Source organism: Collimonas sp. (genome assembly GCF_035566375.1).
In the GTDB taxonomy this organism is placed as follows: Bacteria; Pseudomonadota; Gammaproteobacteria; order Burkholderiales; family Burkholderiaceae_D; genus Collimonas.
On the sequence record NZ_DATMRK010000047.1, the window covers coordinates 1 to 26,673 of the forward strand.

A 26,673-nucleotide genomic window follows, 5' to 3' on the forward strand; every position below is an offset into this window, starting at 1 on the left:
GATCCACCACTTCTACCCGCGGCGCCGAATAATTGCTGGCGAAAGCATTGGCGCGCAACAGCATGGTGGCGCGGCTGACTTCTTCCGAAAACGGTTCGCCGATGCCGGCGCAATGGGCCTTGATCAGCTGGGTCTGGAACAGCTCGATATGTTCGACCTTGATGCGGGTGTCTTTCAACAAGCCGACGCCGGTGTTGAAGCTGTACATCATCGGCGCTTCGTCGTGCATCCAGGTTGCCTCGATGTAGTCGCGGCTTTCTTTCAAGGCGGCGCGTGAAGATGCGGCCAGGGCCACCGGCAGATGCGGGGCGCGGGCGACGTCGACTACTTGCTGGGCGGTCAGGTTGAAACCGTCGATGGTGATGGTTTGGGACATGAGAACTCCAAATATTTCTTAATTGAGGTCAAGCGCAGAAACCGATTGAGCGTGGCAACACGGCTCAATCAGCTTCCGGCTTTGAGAATGACGATGAGAGATCTGTTGCGCCTGACTTACTTGGCGCCAGCGGCGTACCAAGTGCCGATCAAGGCCCGTTCTTCATCAGTGATGTGGGTCATGTTCGCCAGCGGCATGGCCTTCAGTTGCACCGCTTGCTGATAGATCTTGTCGGCATGCTGACGGATCTGATCCGATGTCTGCAGTATCATGCCGGCCGGCGCCGTGGCAAATCCGGGCTGGGTCGGCTGCGCCGAGTGACAGCTGGCGCAACGCTGGCTGATGATTTCCTGGATATGCGCTATATCCGCCGTTGGCGCGGCTGCGGCTGTCGTACCTGCTGCGGCGTCAGCCTTGGCAACTGCTGCAACTGGTGCAACCGGCTGGATAGGACGCGGCGCAATCGCAATCGCCACGGCCAGCAGCAAGGCAACACCGGCAATCGGATAGCCAAGCGAAACACGGCCGGCATGGCGCAGATTGAAGAAGTGACGGATCAAAGCGCCGGCAGCAATAATCGCAGCCAGGATCAACCAGCTGTAAGCATGGTTATAAGTCATGCCGTAGTGATTGCTGATCATGATGAACAGCACCGGCAACGTGAAATAGTTGTTATGCACGCTGCGTTGCTTGGCCTTCTTGCCGTAGATAGGATCCGGCGATTTACCGGCCCGCATCGCTTCCACCAGTTTGCGTTGCCCCGGGATGATCACCATCAGCACGTTACCCACCATCATGGTGCCGATCATGGCGCCGACATGGATATAAGCAGCGCGGCCGCTCAGCAAATGCGTCAGCACATAGGCTGCGGCAACGATGAACAGATACATGATGATGCCGAGCAGGCCTTCACGTTTGCCCAGCGGCGAACGGCACAGCACGTCGTAGACAGTCCAGCCCACCACCAGCGTGCCAAGGCCGACGCCGATCGCTTGCCAGGTATTCAGATCGGCCACATCCTTGTTGATCATCATCGCCGAAGCGTTGAAATAATAGACGATGAACAACATGGCAAAGCCCGACAACCAGGTGGCGTACGCTTCCCATTTGAACCAATGCAGTTCCTCCGGCAATTCAGCCGGAGCCACCAGATATTTTTGCGGATTGTAGAAGCCGCCGCCATGCACCGCCCACAATTCTCCGGAGACACCGCGCTTAGCCAGATCGGAACCTGGCTTCGGCGGCCGGATCGAATTATCCAGCCAGACGAAATAGAAAGATGCGCCGATCCAGGCGATGCCCGTGATCAGATGCAACCAGCGGACCAGCAAATTGAGCCATTCGACCCCATACGAAACTAATAATGCATCCATGTCTTCCCCAACGATTGTCACTCGTTTGCCACTGCGGGCTCTGCAAACGATAGGGGTCATTGCCCCGGATACGGCCGCGAACTTTTTATAAACCCTGTTTTTAAACCTTGTTTTATATCAGCTCCGCTACGACCAACATGATCGGATAAAGCAAGATACTTGCCTGCCCATCCTTCATTTTCCTCTTCCTGCGTTCAAGCACACAAACGCCTCCAGATTCACGCAAGATATACGTATTGGGGAAGTAAAACATGGATATCCAGATATATTTGACATACTCATATCCATATAACAAAATGAACTTCACTATACCTATAAATAATTGTCGGAGACAACATGGCCAAGCTGCCTGACCACCTGGATATCCATCTGATACGTATCCTGTATCTGTTGCTATGCGAAAAGAATGTATCGCGCGTAGCCCTCAAACTCAACCAGCCGCAACCGTCGATCTCGGCCTCGCTGCGCAAGCTGCGCGAACTGACCGGCGATCCCTTGCTGGTGCGTGGCGCGCGCGGCATGGTGCCGACCCAGCACGGCGAGAGTCTGCTGAAACCGGCCAAGCGGATCCTGGAAGAAACCGAAAGGCTGTTCGTGCAAAAAACCGCTTTCGTGCCCCAAGCCGAAGCACGCACCTTTCATATCGCTGCGCCAGATTACATGAATACGCCGTTCTTCCTGGAAGTGGTGGCGCGCTTGCGCCGCGAATCGCCGAAGAGCCGTATCGTGATCCATGCGCTGGGGCCGGAAACCGACTATGTCCGCCTGCTGTCCGACGGCGATCTGGACCTGGTCATCGCCAACTGGGATGAACCGCCGCCGCATCTGCATCTATCGAAACTGTTCGACGATCCTATCGTCTGCCTGATGCGGGCCGACAGCGCCTATGCCAAACGTACCGGGCCGGACCAGATGACGGTGGAAGACTATCTGTCGCTGCCGCACGTGGCGCCGTGGCAAGTGCTGCCCGGCTATCACGGCATTATCGATTCCTTTCTCGACAGCCAGAACCTGAACCGCAACGTGGTGGTTGAATCCGCCTATTTCGGCATGCTGCCCTATATGGTGGCGCAGACCGACCTGGTGCTGACCACCGGCCGCCAGTTTGCCCGTTTTTACGAAAAAACCCTGGCGCTGAAAAGCTTCACCTTGCCGATCAAGTTTCCGCCCATGCGGTTTTACCAGCTATGGCATGAACGTGTGCACCAGGCGACTGAACATAAATGGCTGCGCGAGCAAATCGGGATAGCCGCAAAGGCAATGCTTGCCAAATAAAAAATAACGGCGAAAAAATAACAGCAAAAAAATAACAGTGTTTCTCCACGCCAAACAAATTTTGTCATATATCCAAATACATAAATCGACTATCAGTCGGTAAATATATTACGGAGAGCTGGGCAAAGTAGTATCGGACAGCACAAGCCCCGTCCGCACGGCGGGTGACTTGTGAGGCTGTAGCGCGCCGTCTGGCCGGCAGGAATAGCAAAACGCCGGATTGGTGTCGCTGCAAGCACTAAAATCATAATCCGCACTAGGAGACACACGATGACCAGCAGCACAGATCCGGTAGATGAAAAACTCCCCGTAGGCAAACTCGCTGCGCTCGGCATGCAGCACGTGCTGGTGATGTATGCCGGCGCAATTGCCGTACCGCTGATTATCGGCGGCGCCCTCAACCTGGCAAAAAGCGACATTGCCTTCCTGATCAGCGCCGACCTGTTTTGCTGCGGCCTGGTGACCTTGATCCAAAGCCTGGGCTTCTGGAAATTCGGTATCAAGATGCCGGTCATGATGGGCGTCACCTTTGCCGCCGTCGGCCCGATGGTGGCGATGGCCGGCAACCCGCAACTGACTATTGTCCATATCTACGGTGCGGTGATTGCCTCCGGCATATTCTGTGTCTTCGCAGCTCCTTACATGAGCCGTCTGATGCGCTTCTTCCCGCCGGTCGTGACCGGCACGGTGATCAGTGTCATCGGCATTTCACTGATGGGCGTCGGCATCAATTGGGCGGCCGGCGGCCAGCCGGTGATCGGCACCCTGGTCGACGGCGTCTTCAAAAAAATTCCTAATCCCGACTACGGCTCGCCGACCAGCCTCGGCATCGCGCTGGTGGTGCTGGTGTCTATCCTGTTGATCACCAAATACGTCAAAGGTTTTATCGCCAACATCTCGGTGTTGAGCGGCATGATCATTGGTTTCGTGATTGCCATGGCGATGGGAAAAATCAGTTTCTACGGCCTGGGCGATGCGGAATGGTTTGCCTTTATCCGGCCATTCCACTACGGCTGGCCGAAATTCGACGTGGGCTCGATTTTCAGTATGTGCCTGGTCATGATAGTGACCATGATCGAATCCACCGGGATGTTCATTGCCCTGGGTGAAATCGTCGGCAAAAAAATCGATGACAAGACCCTGGCGCGCGGTTTGCGCGTCGACGGCCTGGGCAGCGTGATCGGCGGCGTCTTCAATACCTTCCCCTACACCTCGTTCTCGCAGAACGTCGGCCTGGTGGGCGTCACCGGCGTCCGTAGCCGTTACGTCTGTGCCGCTGCCGGCGTGATCCTGATGATGTTCGGCCTGTTCCCCAAAATGGCGCACGTGGCCGCCTCGATCCCGCAATTCGTGCTGGGCGGCGCCGGCATCGTCATGTTCGGCATGGTGGCGGCAACCGGCATCAAGATCTTGTCGAATGTCGATTTCCAGCACAACCGCAATAACCTGTTCATCGTCGCCGTCAGCTTCGGCGCCGGCATGATCCCTATCGTGGCGCCGACCTTTTTCGACAAGATGCCGGTTTTCCTGTCGACCATCCTGCACAGCGGCATTTTGCTGGCTTCGACCATGGCGGTCCTGTTGAATCTGTTTTTCAATGGCAAGGGCTCCAGCGACGACAGCCGCTCGCATGCGTTGGCGGCGGCACAGAGCTCTGATCACTGAAACTGTTTTTGAAGTAAATTAAGGCATGTGGGTCCAACCCGTAATTAACAATAGAGCAGCAATAGCAGCGATTTAACCGAGGATAAAGCGGGCTGGACCCGCCGACGATACAAATGACAACTTTAGAACAATTGAATAACAGCGATGTAACCGCCTTCGTTGCAACGCTGCATGGCATTTACGAGCACTCGCCATGGATCCCCGAGCGAGCTGCCGCGCAACGGCCGTTTGCCAACATCACGGCCCTGAAACTGGCCATGCAGGCCGTCGTCAGCACGGCTACCCGGGAAGAGCAACTGGGTTTGATCCGTGCCCACCCGGAATTGGCCGGCAAGGCAGCCATCTCCGGCGAGTTGACTATCGAATCGACTGGTGAACAAGCCAAGGCCGGACTCAACAATTGCAGCCCGGAAGAATTCGCCACACTGCAAAAACTGAACGCCGATTACAACAAGAAATTCGGCTTCCCGTTTATTCTTGCGGTCAAGGGCGCCGATGGCCAGGGGTTATCGCGCCAAGCCATCATCGCTACCTTCAGCCGCCGCCTGAAGAACCAGTTCGACGACGAACTGGGCGAAGCCCTGCGCCAGATCGGCCGCATCGCAGAAATGCGCACTAACGACTTGCTCGGCTACACGCCGCAGTTGGGCAAAACCATCATGCAGTGGGCCGAACAGATCGGCGCCTGGAGCGATGACGAGAGCGGCCTCACCTGCGCCTACATGACCGATGCGCACCGCCGCACCGCGGCACAGATCGCCGGCTGGATGCGCGAAGCCGGCATGCAAGCCGAGATCGATGCGGTCGGCAACGTGGTTGGCCGCTACCTGTCCGACAATCCGGCCGCCAAAACACTCATGACCGGTTCGCATTACGACACCGTGCGCAACGGCGGCAAATACGATGGCCGCGAAGGCATCCTGCTACCGATCGCCATCGTCAAGCACTTGCATGAGCGTGGCGAAAAACTGCCCTTCCATTTCGAAATCGTCGGCTTTTCCGAAGAAGAAGGGGTGCGTTTCAAGAGCACTTTCCTCGGCAGCAATGCGATCATCGGCCAGTTCAACCTGGAGCTGCTGAACAATCTCGACCGCGACGGTATCAGCATGCGCGACGCCTTGCTGCAAGCGGGGCACGATCCGGCGGCGATTCCTGCCATCGCCCGCAATCCGGCTGATTTGCTGGGCTACGTCGAAGTGCATATCGAGCAAGGACCGGTGCTGCTGCAGCACGATCTGCCGGTCGGTATCGTCACCTCGATCGCCGGCAGCTGCCGCTATATGGTGCAGCTGAAAGGCGTTGCCAGCCACTCCGGCACCACGCCGATGTCGATGCGCAAGGACGCCGCCACCGCCGCTGCCGAAATCCTGCTGTATGTGGAACAGCGCTGCGCCCAGGACCAGCAAGCTTCGCTGGTCGGCACCGTCGGCCAGTTGCAAGTGCCTAACGGTTCAACCAATGTGATTCCCGGCGCCTGCATATTCTCGCTGGACATTCGCGCCGCCGACGACGCCATCCGCGACGCCGCGGTAGCTGATGTACTGGCCCATATCGACGCGGTTTGCGAACGCCGTTGCGTTGAAGCCAATGTCGAGAAAATGGTATCGGCGCCAGCCGCACCTTGCGCCTCGTGGCTGATGGAGCAGTTGTCCGCTGCCACCGAACGGGCTGGCGTCAAGCCGTTCAAACTCGCTTCCGGCGCTGGCCATGACGCCATGACCATCGCCAAAATAACTGACGTCGCCATGCTGTTTACGCGTTGCGGCAACGGTGGCATCAGCCACAATCCATTGGAAACAATGACTGCGGACGATGCCGAAGTATCGGCGCAAATCTTGCTGGATTTCCTACGCCGCTTTACGCCAAAGTCTTGAACCAGCGTCTTTGGATTTAACGCAATGTCTAAAACTTTATTAATAAAAAATGCGCGCGTGGTCGTCACCATGGATGACAGGCGCCGCGAAATTGCCGGCGGTGCAGTCTTCATCCGCGACAATGTGATCGAACAGGTCGGCAACAGCGCCGACCTGCCGCAAACTGCTGACGAAGTCATCGATGCCGCCAATCACGTCGTCATCCCAGGCCTGGTGAATACCCATCACCATATGTATCAAAGCCTGACGCGTGTGATTCCTGCAGCGCAAAACGGCGAGCTGTTCAACTGGCTGACCAATCTGTATCCAATCTGGGCCAACCTGACGCCTGAGATGATCCAGGTCTCGACCTTGACCGCGATGGCCGAATTGATCATGTCCGGCTGCACCACCAGCAGCGATCATCTGTACATCTATCCGAACGGCTGCAAGCTCGACCATAGCATCGAAGCGGCACAACAGATCGGCATGCGCTTCCATGCGGCGCGCGGCTCCATGAGCGTGGGCCAGTCGAAAGGCGGTTTGCCGCCGGATCGCGTGGTGGAAGATGAAAAGGCGATCCTGCAAGATACTCAACGCTTGATCGAGACCTTTCACGATAGCAGCCGCCATGCGATGCAACGCATCGTGGTCGCGCCCTGCTCACCGTTTTCGGTATCGCGCGACCTGATGCGCGAGTCGGCCAGCCTGGCGCGTCATCATGGCGTTTCCTTGCATACGCATCTGGCGGAAAACGTCAACGACATCGCCTACAGCCGCGAGAAATTCAACATGACGCCGGCCGAGTACGCTGAGGATTGCGGCTGGGTCGGGCATGACGTCTGGCACGCCCACTGCGTCCAGCTCGACGATGAGGGCATCTACATGTTCGCCCGCACCGGCACCGGCATCGCCCACTGCCCGTGCTCGAACATGCGGCTGGCTTCCGGCATCGCGCCGATCCGCAAAATGGTCGACGCCGGGGTTGCGGTGGGTATCGGTGTCGACGGTTCGGCGTCCAACGACGGCGCCCACATGCTGGGAGAAGTCCGGCAAGCGATGTTGTTGCAACGGGTCGGCTTCGGACCGGACGCCATGACAGCGCGGCAGGCGCTGGAACTGGCCACGCTGGGCGGCGCCAAGGTACTCAATCGCGACGACATCGGCGCCTTGAAACCGGGCATGTCGGCCGATCTGGTGCTGTTCGATCTGAATCAGGTCGGCTTCGCCGGTGCTTTGCACGATCCGGTATCAGCCTTGGTGTTTTGTACGCCGTCGGATGTCGCCTACAGCATCATCAACGGCCGCGTGGTGGTGCGCAACGGTCAGTTCACCACAGTCGATCTGGGCAACGTGCAGGAACGTCACAACCAGCTGGCATTGTCTCTGGCACAGGCGGCGCGCTAAGCTTTATTTGGCCATTCAGTTGCGTCATTCGGTTGCGCCATTCAGGTGCGCTCGGAAAATCAAAAACACCCCGCCCTGGTTTGACCAGACGGGGTGTTTTTTATCAGCTCGTCTTCAGCGCCTCCATCTGCTCGCGCTCCTGATCCAGATGCGCCAGCGCCTCCCTGGGGGAAATCGGGCAAGCCGGCGTAACCAGGCTGACGACGACGCCGGCCAGCAGCGCACTCGCCACTGCCGGAATGATGGGATTGCTCCAGTATTGCGTCCAGCCTTCGACCACCATCACGGTAATCGACATTAACGAACCGCCGGCCAACGCAGCCAATGCGCCCTGCCAGTTGAAACGCGGCCAGAAACGTCCCAGCAGGCCGCAGACGAACAGGCCCGACATGACCGTCGCAATCATCTTGGTGATATAGCTGATGATATCGTTGGACAGCAAAGCCAGCAGCAGCGCCAGCCCGATCACGGCGACCAGCGCCACGCGCGAATAGGTCAGCACCTTGTCGCGATCCGGCATGCGGCCGCTGCACATCAGATAAATATCGCGCAACAGGATCGAGACCCCGGCCACCGCATCCGAGCTGGCGCTGGACAGCGTAGCCGATAGGCCGGCAATCAGCACGATCATGCCAATCGCCATGGGCAACACTTCGGAAGCCAGATAAGGGAAGGCGAAACTGGCGTTCTCCAGGTTGGGATCCATGCTATGCGCGGCCATGCCGATCAGCGCCGGCAGCGCACTGAAAAACAGATACAGCACACCAGTCACCACGAACGAACGGCGCACTGAGGAGACGCTCTTCCCGGCATAAATGCGTTGCCGATAAGACGGCGTTGCCAACACTCCCACTGCAACCACTACGGCCAGCGATAGCGCGTGCACGCCGCCAAGTTTGCCGATGCCAAGCAGGGTCACGCTGGCCGGATCCATCGCATCGTAGATATGACTCAAGCCGCCGATCTGGTAAACCGAGATTGCCGCGATCAGAATGAAACCGATAAACAAGATGACAGCCTGCACGGTATCGGTCCACACCACGGCGGTATAGCCGCCGATCACCACATAAATCGCAAACCCAAGCGCCACTATCCATTTGGCAGTCGCCAGATCGATCTTCGCCATCCAGGCCAGATACATGCCGCCGCCCAGCATATGCGCTCCCAGCCAACCAATCGAGGCGATCAGCATCAGCACCCCGGAAATATTCTTGACCAGCCGGTTGGCGCCGACGTAATACGACAATTCCTCGCTCATGGTCATGAAGCGATGTTCGCGCATCGGCGCAAACCACCAGGCCAGCAGCAAAATACCGACCGCGCCGCCTAAACCGTACAAGGCGCCGGCCCAGCCATTGCTATAGGCAAAACCCACCGCGCCCATGCTGGAACCGGTGCCGACCATGGTTGCCACTGTGGTTCCCAGTGTCAAGAAAAAGGGAAACGAGCGCCCACCCAGTAAAAAATCCTCGCCACTCTTCTGCTTGCGGGAAACAAACCAGCCCAGCCAGATCATGGCCAGGATATAGACGAGAAATCCCGCCATGAACACTGTACTTTTCATCTCAATCCTCCGTTTTGAAAGGCAGCAATTGCCGCCGGACACGTTGATTGAGCATGGTGAAACCTGTCCACGCGCATCTTTCATTTAGTGAAATACGTGAGCGGATGCAGTGCTTTTGTATGCCTTGGGAACGAGAATTCTATTGCAAATAAATACACATATTTCATTGGCATCGTCTTTATGCTGAAAGACAAGACATCCCTTAAGAAATTGCGGATCTATTGGCCGGAATGGCTTTCGGCGCACTTGAAGCGTGAAATTTGCTCGCCGCCAACGCATGCTGTCGCAAAGAATGGCTAAGTTCCATCAGGCGCTGCAATGGGGAGTGGCGCCGGCCGATGCGGAGGGCAAACTGGAACTGGCGTGCAGGGAATTCACCGCTGCCATGCGGACCCTGAACAATGCGGCCGGCAACACGGCAAGAATCCGTCACGAGCTGCTGCTGGCGCAACAGCAATGGATGTTTTTTGACGGCGCACAGCACCAAAACGGGGGATCAGAGAAATCGTCAGCAAAACGCCAGCAATGTCGCCACCACCAGCGAACGCATACTTGAAGTGATGGACGACGTTACCGGCTTATACCAGCAACTTTCCTGATCCCGTTGCAAATGCGCAGATGCTCGCAGATGCTTTTTACTGCGGCCAGATTTCGGCCAGACGCAATAAATTGGTGCTGCCTGGCTGACCGAACGGCACGCCGGCGGTAATGGCGATCTGGTCGCCAACCTTGGCAAACCCTTCCTTGAAAGCGGTCTGGCAGGCCGCGGCCACCATCTCGCTTTCGTTGTGCACCTGATCGCTGATGGTCGAATGCACGCCCCACACCAGCGCCAGCCGGCGCGCCGTCGCCAGCTTGGGCGTGATGCTGAGAATCGGCGCCATCGGCCGTTCACGCGCTGCGCGCAAACTGGTGTGGCCGGAACTGGTATAGGTTACGGTGGCCTTGGCGCCGACGATGCGAGTGACATCGCGCAGGGCCGAGCAGATGGCGTCGCCGCGGGTCGGCAACGGCGACTCGTGTTGCGCATCCAGCAGGTTCTGGTACAAAGGGTCGCGCTCGACTTCGGTGATGATGCGTTCCATCATCGCCACTGCCGGAATCGGGTAAGCGCCGCTGGCCGATTCGGCCGACAGCATCACCGCATCGGCGCCGTCGTAGATGGCGCTGGCGACGTCGGATGCTTCGGCCCGGGTCGGCACCGGCGAGGTGATCATCGATTCCAGCATCTGGGTCGCAATCACGATCGGCTTGCCGTGCTGGCGGCAGACGCGCAAGATACGTTTTTGCACGCCAGGCACACGTTCAGGCGGCAACTCCACGCCAAGATCGCCGCGCGCTACCATGATGGCGTCGGACACCTGGACAATCGCATCCAGTTGGTCCAGCGCCGCCGGTTTTTCCAGTTTCGACAAGATGCTGGCGCGATCGCCGATCAAGGCGCGCGCTTCCAGTACATCCTCCGGCCGCTGCACAAACGACAGCGCAATCCAATCGACACCCAGCTCCAGCGCAAATTTCAAATCGCGCCGGTCTTTTTCCGTCAGCGCCGGAATCGGCAATACCGCATCCGGCACATTGACGCCCTTGCGATCCGACAGCGTGCCGCTGTTGACCACCCGCGTGTGGATAGCCTGGCCGTCGCATTTCAATACCTGCAAGCGCACCTTGCCGTCATCCAGCAGCAAAGCCTGGCCGCCGGCAATCACCTCGAACAATTCAGGATGCGGCAGGCACACGCGCTGATTGCTGCCCGGCGTGCTGTCGCGGTCAAGTATGAATTCCTGGCCGGCGAGCAGTTCGATCTTGCCGTCGGCGAACTGGCCGATGCGCAGTTTTGGTCCTTGCAGATCAGCCAGGATAGCGATCGGCCGGCCGACTGTTTTCTCGACTGCGCGCACGATCTCGTAGCGCTGCTGATGATCGGCGTGGCTGCCGTGGCTGAAGTTGAAACGGAAGACGTCGGCGCCGGCTTCGAACAAGGCCTGGATGGTTTTCTGGTCCGCGCTGGCGGGGCCGAGCGTGGCGACGATTTTTGCTTTACGTTGGCGGCGCATATTTAATTTTCTTTAAAAAAATCAGACGGTGGGTCAGACATGAAATGGCTTGTCAGACGTCATCCCCGCGTGCGCGAGGATGACGGCGTTTTTCCCCATTTCAAGAAAACGGCAAAAGCGGTTTTCTAGAGAATCAGGATGGCGCGGAAATCGTTGACGTTGGTACGCGTCGGCCCGCTGACGACAAGGTCGCCCAGCGCGCTGAAAAAACCGTAGCCGTCGTTGTTGTCGAGCATGGCGCGCGGCCGCAGCCCTAGTTCCGCTGCCCTACGCATCGAGTCCGGCTGGTAGATGGCGCCGGCGTTGTCTTCGGAACCGTCGATGCCGTCGGTGTCGCAGGCGATCGCATAGATATCAGGGAAACCATCCAACGCCGTCGCCAGGCTCAACAGGAATTCGGCATTGCGGCCGCCGCGCCCCTTGCCGCGCACGGTGACCGTGGTTTCGCCGCCGGAAATCACCACGCATGGCTTGCTGAACGGCTGGCCGCGCCGCGCAATCTGTCTGGCCAGCGCCGCATGCGCCAGGCCGATATCGCGCGCTTCGCCTTCCATTTCATCGGACAGGATATAGGGCGTCAAGCCGGCAGCGACAACCGTCGCTGCCGCCGCTTCCAAGGCGTCTTGCGCGGTGGCGATCACGTAATGCTGATTGCGCTCCAGGCGCGGATCACCGGGCTTGGCGGTTTCGCCAGCGCCGGATTCAAGATGCTTGCGGATCGCCTCCGGTGTTTCGATATTGTATTTGCGCAGCACTGCCAGAGCGTCGGCGCAGGTAGTCGGATCGACCAAGGTCGGGCCGCTGGCGATGATGCCGGGATCGTCGCCCGGGATATCGGAAATCATCAGCGTCACTACCCGCGCCGGGGCGCAGGCCAGCGCCAGCCGGCCACCCTTGATGGCGGACAGGTGCTTGCGCACGCAGTTCATTTCAAAAATAGTGGCGCCGCTTTTCAGCAGGGCTTTATTGATTGCTTGCTTCTGTTCGAGCGTAATGCCGTCGGCCGGCAACGCCAGCAAGGCCGAGCCGCCGCCGGAAATCAGGCACAGCACCAGGTCGTCGGCGGTCAAACCGTGGACCAGCTCCAGCATACGCGCCGCTGCCTTGCGCCCGGCTTCATCCGGCACCGGATGCGAGGCTTCCACCACTTCGATCCGTTTGCAGTCTGCGCCGTGGTCGTAACGCGTCACCACCAAACCAGAAATATCGCCCTGCCAGTGATCTTCCACTGCCTTGGCCATCGCCGCCGCGCCTTTGCCGGCGCCGATTACGAGGGTGCGGCCAGCGCCTGACGGTGCGGGAATCTTGGCCAGATATTCAGGCAGGCATTTGGCGGCGCTGACGGCGTCAACTGCAGCCTGGTACATATCGAGGAGAAGCTGGCGGGGTTTCAAGCTGGAATTGCTGTTCGCGGTAGTCATGCTGTTATACCTTGATCAATGAAGCGAAGTGTCTCGAAAATTATTCTGTCTTGTTCTTTTTATGATGCTGCCGCAGCAGCTTGAATCGGCTGCATTTATTTGTGTAAAACAATAACAGATATCGCGGGCCGGAGATTGCTGCATGCCGACCCGCGTGACCGGCTTAAGACGATATTTTACGCTTTGGCGATTTCATGGTTCGACATGATTTCAATCGCACGGCACAGCGCCGAGTGATCGAGCCCGCTCAAGCCGTTGGCGGCGCAGGAATTCATCAACTCTTGCGCTACTGCAGTGTTCGGCAACGAGACGCCGAGCGCCTTGGCGCCCTGCAAGGCCAGGTTCAAATCCTTTTGATGCAACTCGATACGGAAGCCTGGATTGAAAGTCCGTTTTACCATCCGTTCGCCATGCACTTCCAGAATCCGCGACGCGGCGAAACCGCCCATCAGCGCTTGCCGCACACGGGCTGGATCGGCGCCGGCCTTGGACGCAAACAGCAAGGCTTCAGCCACTGCCTGGATGTTCAGCGCAACGATGATCTGATTCGCTACTTTAGTAGTTTGGCCGTCGCCATTGCCACCGACCAAAGTGATGTTCTTGCCCATCAATTCGAACAAAGGTTTGGCGTCGTTGAAGGCTTCTTCCGAACCGCCCACCATGATGGTCAGCGACGCCGCCTTGGCGCCGACTTCGCCGCCGGACACCGGCGCATCCAGGTATTCGCAACCCAATGCGTTGATTTTCTTGGCGAAACCCTTGGTCGCGATGGGCGAGATCGAGCTCATGTCGATCACGATCTTGCCGGCTGTCAGGCCTTCGGCCACACCTTTTTCAGCGAACAAAACGGCTTCCACATGCGGCGTATCCGGCACCATGACGATGATGATGTCGGCACGTTTGGCAACTTCGGCGCCGGAAGTACACACGGTTGCACCGCCATCGATCAACGCTGCCGGTGGATTCTTCTGGTCATGCAGATACAGCTTGTGACCGCCGCGCTGCAGGTTTTCCGCCATAGGCGCGCCCATGATGCCGAGTCCGATAAAGCCTACTTTTGCCATGATAATTCTCCGTAATTTAATGAGTGCCTGATTCAACTACCAATCGTCAACTACAAATCCCCGATTTCAAATTGTCAGTTACAAACCGTGCGCAGCGCGCCAGCCCAGTCCCTCGACAGTGCCTGCCTTCGGCTTGTATTCACAGCCGATCCAGCCGTCGTAGCCGCATTCGTCGAGGAACTTGAACAGATAGTGATAATTGATTTCGCCGGTGCCCGGCTCGAAACGGCCCGGGTTGTCCGCCAGCTGCACATGCTTGATCTGCGACAGATTGGCTTTGATGGTGTTGGCCAGTTCGCCTTCCATGCGCTGCATGTGATAAATATCGTATTGCACAAACAGGTTGCTGGAACCAGTGGCCTTGATCAATTCCAGCGCCTGCTGCGTACCGGTCAGGAAGAAACCGGGAATATCGAAACTGTTGATCGGTTCGATCAGCAAGCGAATTCCCTCAGCCTGCAACTTGTCAGCAGCAAATTTCAGATTGCCGATCACCGTGGCACGCGCCAGTTCAGTGCTGACTCCCACAGGGACGATGCCGACCAGGCAATTCAGTTGCTTGACGCCGAGTGCTTTGGCGTAACGGATCGCATCATCGACGCCTTGCTGGAATTCGCTGACCCGGTCCGGATGGCAAGCGATACCGCGCTCACCGGCCTCCCAATTGCCCGCAGGCAGATTGTGCAAGACCAGTTCGAGACCGTTGGTCGCCAGCTTGTCGGCGATCTGTTCAGCGCGGAACGCATACGGGAACAGAAATTCGACTCCCTTGAACCCGGCCTTGGCTGCGGCGTCGAAGCGTTCCAGGAAGGGCAGCTCGGTGAACAGCATGGTCAGGTTGGCGGCTAGTTTTGTCATATCGTCTCCTCCTATAGATTTAATCGAGCAGGGAAATCGCGGTCGGCGCGTCCTTGCGGCCCTTGGCAAGTTCTTCGAACTCGTTGATGTTGTCGATCTCGGTGCCCATGGAAACATTGGTGACACGTTCCAGGATAATTTCCACCACTACCGGCACGCGGAATTCTTTCATCCAGCGTTTCGCTTGTGTGAAGGCGTCCTGGATAGCGTTCGGATCGGTGACGCGGATCGCCTTGCAACCCAGGCCCTCAACCACCGCGATGTGGTCAACGCCGTAGCCGTTGAGTTCTGGCGCGTTGATGTTTTCAAACGCCAGCTGCACGCAATAATCCATCTCGAAACCGCGTTGCGCCTGACGGATCAAACCGAGGTAGGAGTTGTTTACCACCACGTGCAGATAAGGCAGGTTGAACTGGGCGCCGACAGCCAATTCTTCGATCATGAACTGGAAATCGTAATCGCCCGAAATCGCTACCACTTCACGCTTCGGATCGGCAACGCACACGCCCAACGCCGCCGGAATGGTCCAGCCCAACGGGCCGGCCTGGCCGCAGTTGATCCAGTGGCGAGCGTGATACACGTGCAGGAATTGAGCTGCCGCGATCTGCGACAAGCCGATGGTGCTGACGTAGCAGGTATCGCGGCCGAAAGCGCGATTCATTTCTTCGTACACGCGCTGCGGCTTGACTGGCACGTTGTCGAAATGGGTGCGACGCTGCATGGTGCGCTTGCGCTCCTGGCACTCGCCCAGCCAGGCCGAGCGGTCAGGCAACTTGCCGGCTGCTTTCAATTCTTTCGCAACTTCGATGAACAAGGTCAATGCGGCCTTGGCGTCCGAGACGATGCCGTAGTCCGGACCGAACACGCGGCCGATCTGGGTCGGTTCGATGTCGACGTGGACAAACTTACGGCCCTTGGTAAACACTTCGACCGAGCCGGTATGACGATTGGCCCAACGATTGCCGATGCCGAGTACGAAGTCGGACGCCAGCATGGTGGCGTTGCCATAGCGATGGCTGGTTTGCAAACCGACCATGCCTGCCATTTGCGGATGATCGTCGGGAATCGCGCCCCAGGCCATCAAGGTCGGGATCACTGGCACGCCGGTCAATTCGGCAAATTCAACCGCCAGGTCTGCGGCGTCGGCATTGATCACGCCGCCGCCGATCGTCAGCAATGGACGTTCTGCTTCATTCAGCATGGTCAGCGCTTTTTCGATCTGCGCCCGCGATGCCGTCGGCTTATAGACTGACAACGGCTCATAGGTATCCGGATCGAATTCGATTTCAGCCATTTGCACGTCGAACGGCATGTCGATCAAGACCGGGCCTGGACGGCCGGAGCGCATGATGTGGAACGCCTGCTGGAATACGCGCGGCAGCAAGGCCGGCTCGCGTACCGTGACAGCCCATTTGGTGACTGGCTTGGCGATAGCTTCGATATCGACTGCCTGGAAATCTTCCTTGTACAAACGAGCGCGCGGCGCCTGGCCGGTAATGCACAAGATCGGGATCGAGTCGGCCTGGGCCGAATACAGGCCGGTGATCATGTCGGTGCCGGCCGGGCCGGAAGTGCCGATACAGATGCCGATATTGCCTGGATTGGCGCGGGTGTAACCCTCGGCCATGTGCGAAGCGCCTTCGACATGGCGCGCCAGCGTGTGTTGAATTCCGCCATGCCGTTTCATCGCAGAGTAGAACGGATTAATTGCCGCGCCCGGCACGCCAAAGGCTTGCGAACAACCCTCTTTCGCCAATACGTGCATTACTGCGTCTACTGCCTTCATCTTTGCCATGTTGCCTCCGGATTACTAGATATAAAGTGTTGCCAATGAGTGTTGCAAATGAGTTATTGCCAGCGGCCTGCCCTTGTCCAGCCTCGCTTTCCGTGTCATGCGCTACGAACGGGGAATGGGCTGAGGACTGCCGAGTGGATGAAGCACATCCTATAACTAAACATATTGTTTGATAAGACAACAAACAATCGCTTTATTCAATACACCAAGTATGGAATACTAGTAAAAATACGTAGAATGAATAGCTAAACAGGGGGGAGACATGGACAAACTCAAACAGATTGAAGCCTTCGTCAGCGTGGTGGAGAAAGGCAGCCTGGCTGCTGCGGCCTTAGAGCAAAACATCACTCCCGTGATGCTGGGACGACGCATAGACGCGCTGGAGAAACGGCTGGGCACCAAGCTGATGCACCGCACCACCCGCCACCTGACATTGACCGAACAAGGCACGGTATTCCTCGATCATTGCCGCAAGCTGCTGACTGAGCTGGATATTGCAGAAAAGATCATTTCGGAAGGCCGGCACAAGGCCACCGGCCATCTGGTGGTGTCGGCGCCGGCCGCGTTCGGCCGCAAACATGTGGCGCCGCATGCGCCGGCTTTCATCGCCAGCAATCCGGAAGTACAGATCTCCTTCAACCTGACCGATCGTGTGGTCGATCTGGTGCGCGAAGGCTACGACATCAGCATCCGCATCGGTGGCGCCATCGATCCGAATTTTGTTGCGGTCAAGCTGGCCAGCAACCGCCGCGTGGTATGCGCCACGCCGGAATATTTTCGTCGCCACGGCATCCCCAAGACGCTGGAAGATATCGCCAGTCACAACTGCCTGTCCTTCAACTTGCAAGGCGGCCAGCAACGCGGATGGTATTTCCAGCAAGGCGGCAAGCCGGTCATCATCAAGACCGCCGGCAACCTGGATTGCAATGACGGCGAATTGCTGCATCGCTGGGTCAGCGAAGGCCTGGGATTGGGCTGGCGCTCGACCTGGGAAATCGAATCGCAACTGGCCTCGGGTGAACTGCTGACGGTGCTGGATGAATTTGCGCTGCCGCATTACGACATCATGGCGGTCTACCCGCAACAGCGCCATCTGCCGGCCAAGGTCCGCTTCTTTATCGATCGCTTGAAATCGATTTATGCGCAGCCGGATTACTGGAGCAAGGGCTGACCAAGGGCTGACAAGTCAGGCTGGCAAACAGGACTGATTGCTGAAATGTAAGTTTCGTAACAATCCCGCTTTGCTCATGGGGCGCCGGTCAACCGGGCGGGAATGCAGACCGTTTTAGTGTGGTGAATCGCACATATGCAACAAGCGCGACGTACTACACTGAATACATCAACCAACACCATGAGGCTGCTATGACAATCCGTAAAACATCTCAACAAGCCATGCTGGCTGCAGTCATCGGCGGCACGCTGTTGCTCGGCGGCTGCGCAGTGCCGTATGGCGGACAGGGTTATGGCAACCAAGGTTACAGCAACCCACCGCCGCAAACTTACCAGCAAGGTTACCAACAGGGTTACCAACAAGACAATTACAGCAACTACGGCGTGGTTGACGCCATCGATGTCGTCAACACACCTAGCCAAGGCATAGGCGGCGCGATCGTCGGCGGCGTACTGGGCGGCGTGGTCGGCCATCAAATCGGCCACGGCACTGGCAATACCCTGGCCACTATCGCCGGTGCGGTTGGCGGTGCAGCGGTTGGTAATCAGCTTGAGGCACGCAACAGCCCCGGCTCCACCTCCTACAACGTGCGCGTGCGCATGAATAACAACAGCTACCAGACCATCAGTGTCAGCAATCCGGGCGATCTGCGGGTTGGCGATCGGGTACGCGTCGATAACGGCCAGATTTCCCGCTACTGATAAGCCGGCCCGATTATCGTGATGAAGCTTGGCGGCCGCCTTGATCTCGCAGCTGTTTCAGACCAGGCGAAGTTATGCACTTGAGCAATCCGTTTGCATCCGGCATCCCGCCGGATGCAAAAAAAACAAGGAGGCATCATGAACATAAAACTTAAACCGCTCTGGCTATCGCTGTTTATCGCCGCCAATGCTTTTGCGCTGCATACCAACGCGGCCGAAGAAAACGTAGAGCACAAGGATCCTCCGCGCTGGGGCATCGAAGACCGGACGCCGCAAGCGCGTTTCCAGAGCATGAAGAAGGAAAATACCAACGCCTATGCGCAAGCCATGAGTGATTGCCGCGCGATGCGCGGTCATGAGGCAGCCGACTGCCGCAAGGAAGCCCGCGCAAATTTTGAGCGCGACATGCAAGCTGCGCGTGAGATGACGGGTCGTCGATAGCAATCACTGAGCGCAATAAAAACTGCATCGCGAATGTAGAAAGTAGAAAGCCAAAAGGCCGCTCATGCGGCCTTTTGGCTTTCTGCGCAAATTGGCAGGCAACAATCTCCCCGGCCATCTTTACGGATGCATCATAGTATTTCATTGAAATTAACATTTTTACAATTTAATTGCGTTTTTTATAATTTAATACTTGCTATTTGGGCAATCTTAAAGCGATAATACGGCCGCAATAATTGTTTTTTAAGCATCATATACAAAGCTTAGAAATTGATGTTGTTGCACATGTACCCCACTGCAAGGCAGCAATGCCTCTGCTGGATCTTTCTCAATCTGAAGGAATAAATATGGCTATTCAGCAATTATCAACGAAAGAAATTAATGAAGTAAGCGGCGGCTGTCTCTTGTTCAAGGCCTGGGTGATCGGCAATATCATAAAAGCAATTTGTGATCATCATAAGACCCCTCCTACACCTACACCAGGCTAAAAACAGGTTTTGATACAAAACACGGCATATTCGTGTCGTGTTTTTTTGCGCCAAATAGCCTATGCCAACTCTGCTTATTAGTCGTGCGAAGTACAAATAACAGCGTTTTGATCACCCTGTTTTAATTTCACATACCGCGGCGGAGCGTCATCGCCAAGATCAAAACATATGTCTCTATTCCGCGAACAAGCGCTTGCCGCACAGCAGACCAAGTGGCTCAGCGATATCGTCCTGATCCGCCCGATTTCTTTCACACTCCTGACCACAATCGCCGTTTTGTTAGCCATGATTGTCTGCGCCTTCCTGGCCTGGGGCAGCTACACCAAGCACAGCACCGTCAGCGGCCAGCTGCTGCCCAATACCGGCCTGATCAAGGTCTATCCGCCGCAAACCGGCATCGTCATCGAGCAGCACGTCAAAGAAGGCCAGCAAGTCAAGGCTGGCGAGGTGTTGTATGTGCTGTCCAGCGAACGCCACAGCAGCACCTTGGGCGCGACCCAGGCCGCCATCAGCAGCCAGGTCGAGCAACGCCAGGTCAGCCTGCGCGACGAAATGCAAAAAACCCGGCAATTGCAGCAGGAAGAACGTGCCGGCCTGAATAATAAAATTGCCGCCCTCGGCAATGAACTGGCCAAGCTGGATAACCAGATCGCGGGCCAGCAGGACCGCGTCAAGCTGGCCCAGGAAACCTTGCAGCGTTACCAAGGCTTGCTGCAGCAAGACTACATCTCGAAAGAACAATTCCAGCAAAAGCAGGAAGACCTGCTCGATCAGAAGAATCGCCAGCAAGGCCTGGAACGCGACCGCATCAGCGTCGGCCGCGACTTGTCGGCGCAGCAGAGCGAACTGAACGGCCTGTCACTCAAACACCAGAACCAACTCGCGCAGATTGACCGCACCTTGACCAGCACCGGCCAGGAACTGACTGAAAGCGAAGCCAAGCGCCGCATCGTCATCACCGCGCCCGAAGCCGGTATCGCCACCGCGGTGATTGCCGACGTCGGCCAGTCGGTCGACGGCAACCGGCCTTTGGTGAGCATCGTGCCGGCCGGCGCCATGCTGCGCGCCGAACTGTATGCGCCGAGCCGCGCGATCGGCTTTATCCGCCCCGGTGACCAGGTCCTGATCCGCTATCAAGCCTATCCCTACCAGAAATTCGGCCATCAAAAGGGCGTAGTGGAATCGGTGGCGAAGACCGCCCTGCCCAACAATGAACTGAACACCATCGGTACTCCCGCAGGCAGCAACAACAGCGAACCCATGTATCGCATCAACGTCAGGCTGGCGTCGCAGCAAGTCACCGCCTACGGCAAGCCGCAGGCGCTGCAAGCCGGCATGCTGCTGGAAGCCGATGTCCAGCAAGAAAAACTCCATCTCTATGAATGGGTGCTGGAACCTCTCTATAGCCTGACCGGCAAGCTCTGACCATGCTCAATCGACTCTCCTTCGGCCTGCAGCCGACCCTGCCGCTGATGCTGCAAACCGAAGCAACGGAATGCGGCCTGGCCTGCCTCGGCATGCTGGCCGGCTATTACGGCTATCGCACCGATCTGGCGACGCTGCGGCGACGCTTTCCGGTGTCACTTAAGGGTTCCACCTTGCGCGACCTGATCGCGATTGCCCATCAACTGGAACTGGCGACGCGTCCGCTGAAACTGGATCTTGAGGATCTGGCACAGCTCAAGCTACCCTGCATCGTCCACTGGAATCTGAATCACTTCGTGGTACTGCAGGAAGTCGGCCCGCGCTCGGTGACCATCTACGATCCCGCCTTCGGCATCCGTAAACTGCCCATGGAGGAAGTGGCAAAAGCCTTCACCGGCGTGGCACTGGAAGTGTGGCCGAATCCTGGTTTCAAGAAAGTAGAAGAAAAGCAGACGGTGCGCCTGCGTGCTTTGTTGGGCCGCGTCACCGGCCTGTATCGCTCCTTCGGCCAGATCCTGCTGCTGTCGCTGGGGCTGGAAGTGTTTGCGGTGGTCAGCCCGTTCTTCCTGCAATGGGTGATCGACAACGTGCTGGTCTCCGCCGACCGTGACTTGCTGACTACCCTGGCGCTGGGCTTCGGCCTGCTGATGCTGATGCAGCAGGCAATTAACATCACCCGTAGCTGGGTCTTGATGTACATGAGCACGACCTTGAATGTGCAATGGCAAGCCAATGTATTTACCCATCTGCTGCGCTTGCCGGTGGCCTATTTCGAAAAACGCCATCTGGGCGATGTGGTGTCGCGCTTCGGCTCGGTCGGCACCATCCAGCACACGCTGACGACCTCCTTCCTGGAGGCGATCCTGGATGGCGTGATGACCGTCGTCACGCTGGTGCTGATGTTTATCTACAGCCCGTTGCTGGCATGGATTGCGATCGGCGCCATGACTCTCTATGGCCTGGGGCGCTGGGCCTGGTTTGCGCCCTTGCGCCACGCCACGGAAGAACAGATCATCCATGCCGCCAAGCAGCAAAGCCATTTCCTCGAAACCATCCGCGGCGTCAAGACCATCAAGCTGTTCCAGCGCCAGGACGAGCGCCGCGCCAGCTGGCTGAGCTTGCTGGTGGATCAGATCAACGCCGATCTGCGCACCCAGAAACTGAGCCTGCTCTACAAGTCGCTCAACGGCGTGCTGTTCGGCATTGAAAATATCCTGATCATCTGGCTCGGCGCTCGCATGGTCATGGACGGCAATTTCACGGTGGGCGTGCTGATGGCGTTCAATGCCTATAAAGGACAGTTCGACAGCCGCGTCAGCTCACTGATCGACAAGTTCGTCGAGGTCAAGATGCTGCAATTGCAAGGCGAACGGCTGGCCGATATCGTGCTGCAGCAGCCGGAAACCACGCATGGCCGTCTGCCCGGCGAGCAGGAGGCGCCGCTGACGCCGTCGCTGGAAGTGCGCGGCTTGCGCTTCCGCTACGCCGAACAGGAGCCATATGTGCTGGACGACGTTTCTTTCCAGATTGCCGCCGGCGAATCGGTCGCCATCGTCGGCCCCTCTGGCGGCGGCAAGACGACACTGATCAATATTTTGCTGGGGATTTTGCCGCCAACGGAGGGCGAGGTTCTGATCGGCGGCCAGAGCGTCAACCATGTCGGCCTGGATACCTTGCGCCAGATGGTCGGTACCGTGCTGCAGGACGACGTACTGTTTGCCGGATCGCTGGCGGACAACATCAGTTTCTTCGATCCGCAAGCCGATCATGCCTGGATCGCGGAATGCGCGCGGCTGGCGGCGATTCATCACGATATCGCCGCCATGCCGATGGGCTATAACACACTGGTCGGCGACATGGGCACCATTCTCTCGGGCGGCCAGAAACAACGGGTGTTGCTGGCGCGTGCGCTCTACAAGCGGCCGCAGATCCTGTTTCTCGATGAAGCCACCAGCCATCTCGATATCGAGCGCGAACACCTGGTCAACGCCGCCATCAAATCCATCGACATTACACGCGTGATCGTGGCCCATCGCCCCGAGACGATCAACAGCGCCGACCGCGCCATCGTCCTGGCGGACGGCAAAGTGATCGACGACCTGCGCTTGCCGGCGCAAGATGCCGAGGCACGGATGGAAGAAACACCGGCATGACGGAATCGGTAAAACACATCTTGCGTCTAACGATATGGGCGCTGCTGGCGCTGGCGTTTGCACCGGCATATGCCGAATCCATATGGTCCGATCCTTTGCGCAGCGCCAACGAGGTTTCCAACACACCGGCAAGCGCTGCCGTCACCGGTAACACCAGTTGTGGATTCAGCGCGCAGTTGCCCAGTCCGTTGACCCTGCTGGACGCGGTCGAGCGCGCACTATGCCGCAATCCGCAGACGCGCCAGGCCTGGGCCAATGTCAAAGTGCAAGCAGCAGCAGTGGGCGTGAACCGTGCCGCTTATTTGCCGAGCCTGACCGCCGGCGGCAGCTGGAGCAAAGCCGATAATCGCACCACCTACCCTGATTATCCGGCGGCTAATTCATCGCTCAAGACCCACAGTAGCAATCTCAACCTGAACCTGAGCTGGGTGCTGTACGACTTCGGGCTGCGCACCGCCAATCTGGAAAATGCACGGCAATTGCTGAACGCCGCCAATGCGACCCAGGACGATACCTTGCAAACAGTTTTTTTTAATGCCGTGCAAAGCTTTTACCAGGCGCAGGCGGCGCAAGCCATGCTGACGGCAACCGTGGACGCCGAACAAGCTGCACAACATAGCTTCAAGGCCAGCGAAGCCAAATATGTTGCTGGCGCCGGCACTCTGGCAGACAAATTGCAAGCCCAAACCTCCTACGCCCAGGCCAGCTTGAAACGGGCGCAAGCGGCCGGCGACCTGCAGAGCGCGCTCGGCAACCTGGCCATTGCCATGGGCTGGCGGCCCGACACGCCGCTGATACTGGCCAACCTCGATCAGCAAGCCAGCGACGCACCGTTGTTGCAGCAAGCCGTCAACGACCTGATCACCGACGCGGTACAAACCCATCCGAAGATCCTGGCGGCGCGAGCGCAATGGAAATCTGCGCAAGCGCAGATCGATGCTGCGCGCGCCGACGGACGGCCGACGCTATCGCTGTTTGCCACAGGCAACCGCAGCGACTCGCCGATCAACCAGGTATCCTCCAAACAAACCATCAGCAGCCGCAGCATCGGCCTGCAGGTCAACGTCACCTTGTTCGATGGCTTCAGCCGCAAATACAAGGTACGTGGCGCACTGGCGCAAGCCGAGGCGAAGCAAGCCGATCTGGCCAATGTTGAACAGCAGGTGATGCTGGAAGTATGGAAAAGCGATCAGGCGCTGCGTACCGAGACAGAGAATCTGAACACTACCGACATCCTGCTGCGCAGCGCCAAACAGTCCTTCGAGGTGGCGCAAGGACGCTACAAGGCCGGAGTCGGCACTATCCTGGAATTGCTGAAAGCACAAAGCGACCTGGCTTCAGCACAACAGCAGCGCATTCTTGCACTGAGCAACTGGCAGACCGCAAGACTACGGCTGGCGGCAAGCTTGGGGCGGTTGCGGGTGGATGGGATATGACGGTACAGAATGCAAAAAACAAAAAAGCCCGCTTGCGCGGGCCTTTTATTCTGGCGTCCCCAGGGGGATTCGCCTACATGCCGCAGGCCGCGGAATCGCTTGCAAGCGATTCCCTTCTCATCCCCCGCGTAAGCCGCGCAGGCGGCTTACTTGTGGCCGCCAAAACAAAAAGCCCGCTTGCGCGGGCCTTTTATTCTGGCGTCCCCAGGGGGATTCGAACCCCCGTACTCACCGTGAAAGGGTGATGTCCTAGGCCTCTAGACGATGGGGACAGTAATCTGTCCGTACTGCTGACCTTGCCTACCTTACTCATACTGTTGACAGAAACAATAAAGGCCGCATTGGGCGGCCTTATTGATTGTATCGAATACGCCTGATACCGAAAATCTGCGATCGGCTTTCTGATCGCTTACCTGTCGATACCAAGAAAATTCTGGCGTCCCCAGGGGGATTCGAACCCCCGTACTCACCGTGAAAGGGTGATGTCCTAGGCCTCTAGACGATGGGGACAATAATCTGTCCGTACTACGTTTGCTGCCTTACTACTTTTACTACTGTGTGCTGGTGGAGGTAAGCGGGATCGAACCGCTGACCTCTTGCATGCCATGCAAGCGCTCTCCCAGCTGAGCTATACCCCCGTTTGCAGAAGCGAGATTATAGCAAGCTTATTTAGAGCTTGTAAATCCCGATTTGCAGATTTATTGCAGATTTACGCCAGATACGGCTGCAAACGTCCGATCACTGTCTCGCGACCCAGCAATTCGAGCACAGCATCAATCGCCGGTGTCTGCAATTGCCCAGTCAACATCAGGCGCAATGGCATCGCGATCTGCGGCATCTTCAACTTATGCGCAGCCAGCACTTCCTTGATCATCGGCGCCAGGCTTTCCTTGTTCCACTCAACCGTTGTACAACGCTGCGCGAAATCAGCCAGCGCTGGCTTGATCGCATCGGTAAAGTGTAGTGTCAACAAAGCGCTATCCGGCGCCGGCTGGCGATAGAACAACATGGCCGCAACCGCAATTTCATTGACGGTATTAGCGCGCTCTTTCAGCAGGCCGATTACTTTTGACAATGCCGGGGCGTTGTTGAAATCAGCGCCGTTCTGCTCCATCAAAGGCTTGACCATGGCTGCCAGACGCTCATTGTCGGCCAGCTTGATGTAGTGATTGTTAATCCACGCCAATTTTTCCGGATTGAATTGCGCCGGCGATTTCGACAAATGGTCGAGATCGAACCATGTGCAAAACTGTTCCATGCTGAAAATCTCTTCGTCGCCATGGCTCCAGCCCAGGCGCGCCAGATAGTTCAGCATCGCTTCCGGCAAATAACCCTGCGCCGGATAATCCATCACACTGACCGCGCCGTGACGCTTCGACAATTTTTCGCCGTCAGCGCCCAGAATCATCGGCACGTGACCGTACAGCGGCAACTCCGCGCCCAGCGCCTTCAGGATATTGATCTGACGCGGCGTGTTGTTGACATGATCATCGCCACGAATGACGTGAGTAATCTGCATATCCCAATCGTCCACCACCACGCAGAAATTATAGGTTGGCGTACCGTCAGGGCGAGCGATCACCAGATCGTCCATTTCGCGATTCGAGATGGTGATATTGCCCTTGACCACATCGTCCCAGCTGACCTCGCCATCGAGCGGATTCTTGAAACGCACCACCGGCTGGCGATCAGCCGGCACCGGCGGCAAAGTCTTGCCTGGTTCCGGACGCCAGGTGCCGTCGTAGCGCGGCTTTTCGCCGACAGCGCGCATGCGCTCGCGCATCGCTTCGACTTCTGCCGGCGACGAGTAGCAGTGGTAGGCAGTGCCCTCTTGCAGCATTTGTGCGATCACTTCGCGATAACGGTCCATGCGCCGCATTTGGTAGAACGGACCTTCGTCGTGCTGCAGCCCCAGCCACTGCATGCCGTCGATGATGGCCTGCACCGCTTCGGGCGTCGAACGTTCCAGATCGGTATCTTCTATGCGCAGCACGAAAGTGCCGCCGAAGTGGCGTGCATACGCCCAGGAAAACAGCGCGGTACGGGCGCCGCCCAGGTGCAGATAACCGGTCGGACTAGGTGCGAAGCGAGTGCGCACCAGTTTGGATGATGAAGAAGTAGATGCTGGGGTGCTGGCAGTCATGGCAAAT

Annotated in this window: 21 protein-coding genes and 3 tRNA genes; 12 read left to right on the plus strand and 12 right to left on the minus strand. The window is 57.6% G+C overall.

The window, feature by feature from the left end:
• Together VNZ60_RS14855 and VNZ60_RS14860 are read right to left on the minus strand one after the other, a co-directional pair.
• Positions 1 to 376 (minus strand): aromatic amino acid lyase (locus VNZ60_RS14855; protein WP_325660411.1); only part of this gene is annotated, 376 nt, incomplete at its 3' end.
• 116 nt (positions 377 to 492) lie between these two features.
• Positions 493 to 1,749, minus strand: coding sequence for a urate hydroxylase PuuD (locus VNZ60_RS14860; RefSeq protein WP_325660413.1), 1,257 nt, complete (start codon positions 1,747 to 1,749; stop codon positions 493 to 495).
• Positions 1,750 to 2,085: 336 nt separating this feature from the next.
• Here VNZ60_RS14860 and VNZ60_RS14865 point away from each other — a divergent pair, with 336 nt between their 5' ends.
• The 4 genes from VNZ60_RS14865 (at position 2,086) to VNZ60_RS14880 (ending at position 7,949) form a co-directional block, all read left to right on the plus strand.
• Positions 2,086 to 3,024: a LysR substrate-binding domain-containing protein gene (locus tag VNZ60_RS14865; protein WP_325660415.1), complete on the plus strand. Its 939-nt coding sequence runs from the start codon at positions 2,086 to 2,088 to the stop codon at positions 3,022 to 3,024.
• A 270-nt stretch (positions 3,025 to 3,294) separates the two neighbouring features.
• Positions 3,295 to 4,689: a nucleobase:cation symporter-2 family protein gene (locus VNZ60_RS14870; protein ID WP_325660417.1), complete on the plus strand. Its 1,395-nt coding sequence runs from the start codon at positions 3,295 to 3,297 to the stop codon at positions 4,687 to 4,689.
• 113 nt (positions 4,690 to 4,802) lie between these two features.
• Positions 4,803 to 6,563: an allantoate amidohydrolase gene (locus tag VNZ60_RS14875; RefSeq protein WP_325660419.1), complete on the plus strand. Its 1,761-nt coding sequence runs from the start codon at positions 4,803 to 4,805 to the stop codon at positions 6,561 to 6,563.
• Positions 6,564 to 6,587: 24 nt separating this feature from the next.
• Positions 6,588 to 7,949 carry an 8-oxoguanine deaminase gene (locus tag VNZ60_RS14880; protein ID WP_325660420.1) on the plus strand — a complete coding sequence of 454 codons (1,362 nt, stop codon included), beginning with the start codon at positions 6,588 to 6,590 and terminating at the stop codon, positions 7,947 to 7,949.
• 103 nt (positions 7,950 to 8,052) lie between these two features.
• Here VNZ60_RS14880 and VNZ60_RS14885 read toward each other — a convergent pair whose 3' ends face one another.
• Positions 8,053 to 9,513 (minus strand): sodium:solute symporter family protein, encoded by a 1,461-nt coding sequence (locus VNZ60_RS14885; protein ID WP_325660421.1) that lies wholly within the window; start codon positions 9,511 to 9,513, stop codon positions 8,053 to 8,055.
• 253 nt (positions 9,514 to 9,766) lie between these two features.
• Between VNZ60_RS14885 and VNZ60_RS14890 the strand changes: the two genes are divergently transcribed.
• Positions 9,767 to 10,069 (plus strand): hypothetical protein, encoded by a 303-nt coding sequence (locus VNZ60_RS14890; protein ID WP_325660422.1) that lies wholly within the window; start codon positions 9,767 to 9,769, stop codon positions 10,067 to 10,069.
• Positions 10,070 to 10,148: 79 nt separating this feature from the next.
• On the opposite strand, the gene pyk is transcribed toward VNZ60_RS14890, so the two are convergent.
• The 5 genes from pyk to gcl form a co-directional block, all read right to left on the minus strand.
• A complete protein-coding gene (gene pyk, locus VNZ60_RS14895) occupies positions 10,149 to 11,570 on the minus strand; it encodes a pyruvate kinase (RefSeq protein ID WP_325660424.1) in 1,422 nt (473 codons plus the stop codon).
• A 125-nt stretch (positions 11,571 to 11,695) separates the two neighbouring features.
• On the minus strand, positions 11,696 to 12,991 hold the full coding sequence (locus VNZ60_RS14900; RefSeq protein ID WP_325660426.1) for a glycerate kinase type-2 family protein: 1,296 nt from the start codon (positions 12,989 to 12,991) through the stop codon (positions 11,696 to 11,698).
• Positions 12,992 to 13,167: 176 nt separating this feature from the next.
• Positions 13,168 to 14,055, minus strand: coding sequence for a 2-hydroxy-3-oxopropionate reductase (gene glxR / locus VNZ60_RS14905; protein WP_325660428.1), 888 nt, complete (start codon positions 14,053 to 14,055; stop codon positions 13,168 to 13,170).
• Positions 14,056 to 14,133: 78 nt separating this feature from the next.
• Positions 14,134 to 14,913, minus strand: a complete 780-nt coding sequence (hyi, locus tag VNZ60_RS14910) for a hydroxypyruvate isomerase (protein WP_325660430.1) — start codon at positions 14,911 to 14,913, stop codon at positions 14,134 to 14,136.
• A gap of 19 nt (positions 14,914 to 14,932) precedes the next feature.
• Entirely contained in the window at positions 14,933 to 16,708 is a 1,776-nt protein-coding gene (gene gcl / locus VNZ60_RS14915) for a glyoxylate carboligase (RefSeq protein ID WP_325660432.1), read from the minus strand.
• Positions 16,709 to 16,970: 262 nt separating this feature from the next.
• Between gcl and VNZ60_RS14920 the strand changes: the two genes are divergently transcribed.
• The 7 genes from VNZ60_RS14920 to VNZ60_RS14950 all read left to right on the plus strand — a co-directional run bounded on the left by VNZ60_RS14920 (position 16,971) and on the right by VNZ60_RS14950 (position 24,523).
• Entirely contained in the window at positions 16,971 to 17,879 is a 909-nt protein-coding gene (locus VNZ60_RS14920; protein WP_325660433.1) for a LysR family transcriptional regulator, read from the plus strand.
• Between the two features lie 191 nt (positions 17,880 to 18,070).
• Positions 18,071 to 18,580: a glycine zipper 2TM domain-containing protein gene (locus VNZ60_RS14925; RefSeq protein WP_325660435.1), complete on the plus strand. Its 510-nt coding sequence runs from the start codon at positions 18,071 to 18,073 to the stop codon at positions 18,578 to 18,580.
• Positions 18,581 to 18,718: 138 nt separating this feature from the next.
• Positions 18,719 to 19,021: a hypothetical protein gene (locus VNZ60_RS14930; protein WP_325660436.1), complete on the plus strand. Its 303-nt coding sequence runs from the start codon at positions 18,719 to 18,721 to the stop codon at positions 19,019 to 19,021.
• A gap of 347 nt (positions 19,022 to 19,368) precedes the next feature.
• Complete coding sequence (locus VNZ60_RS14935) at positions 19,369 to 19,509, plus strand: hypothetical protein (RefSeq protein WP_325660438.1); 141 nt, start codon at positions 19,369 to 19,371, stop codon at positions 19,507 to 19,509.
• A gap of 168 nt (positions 19,510 to 19,677) precedes the next feature.
• A complete protein-coding gene (locus tag VNZ60_RS14940) occupies positions 19,678 to 20,934 on the plus strand; it encodes an HlyD family secretion protein (RefSeq protein WP_325660439.1) in 1,257 nt (418 codons plus the stop codon).
• Entirely contained in the window at positions 20,931 to 23,087 is a 2,157-nt protein-coding gene (locus VNZ60_RS14945) for a peptidase domain-containing ABC transporter (protein ID WP_325660846.1), read from the plus strand. Before VNZ60_RS14940 ends, VNZ60_RS14945 begins: the two co-directional genes overlap by 4 nt.
• The gene (locus VNZ60_RS14950; RefSeq protein WP_325660441.1) at positions 23,084 to 24,523 is read left to right on the plus strand and encodes a TolC family protein; all 1,440 of its coding nucleotides are present in this window, start codon (positions 23,084 to 23,086) and stop codon (positions 24,521 to 24,523) included. Before VNZ60_RS14945 ends, VNZ60_RS14950 begins: the two co-directional genes overlap by 4 nt.
• A 196-nt stretch (positions 24,524 to 24,719) precedes the next feature.
• On the opposite strand, the gene VNZ60_RS14955 is transcribed toward VNZ60_RS14950, so the two are convergent.
• The 4 genes from VNZ60_RS14955 to gltX all read right to left on the minus strand — a co-directional run bounded on the left by VNZ60_RS14955 (position 24,720) and on the right by gltX (position 26,666).
• Positions 24,720 to 24,795, minus strand: a tRNA-Glu gene (locus tag VNZ60_RS14955).
• 162 nt (positions 24,796 to 24,957) lie between these two features.
• Positions 24,958 to 25,033, minus strand: a tRNA-Glu gene (locus VNZ60_RS14960).
• A 52-nt stretch (positions 25,034 to 25,085) separates the two neighbouring features.
• A tRNA-Ala gene (locus VNZ60_RS14965) sits at positions 25,086 to 25,161 on the minus strand.
• 71 nt (positions 25,162 to 25,232) lie between these two features.
• Complete coding sequence (gene gltX / locus VNZ60_RS14970; RefSeq protein WP_325660443.1) at positions 25,233 to 26,666, minus strand: glutamate--tRNA ligase; 1,434 nt, start codon at positions 26,664 to 26,666, stop codon at positions 25,233 to 25,235.
• Between the last annotated feature and the right edge of the window lie 7 nt (positions 26,667 to 26,673).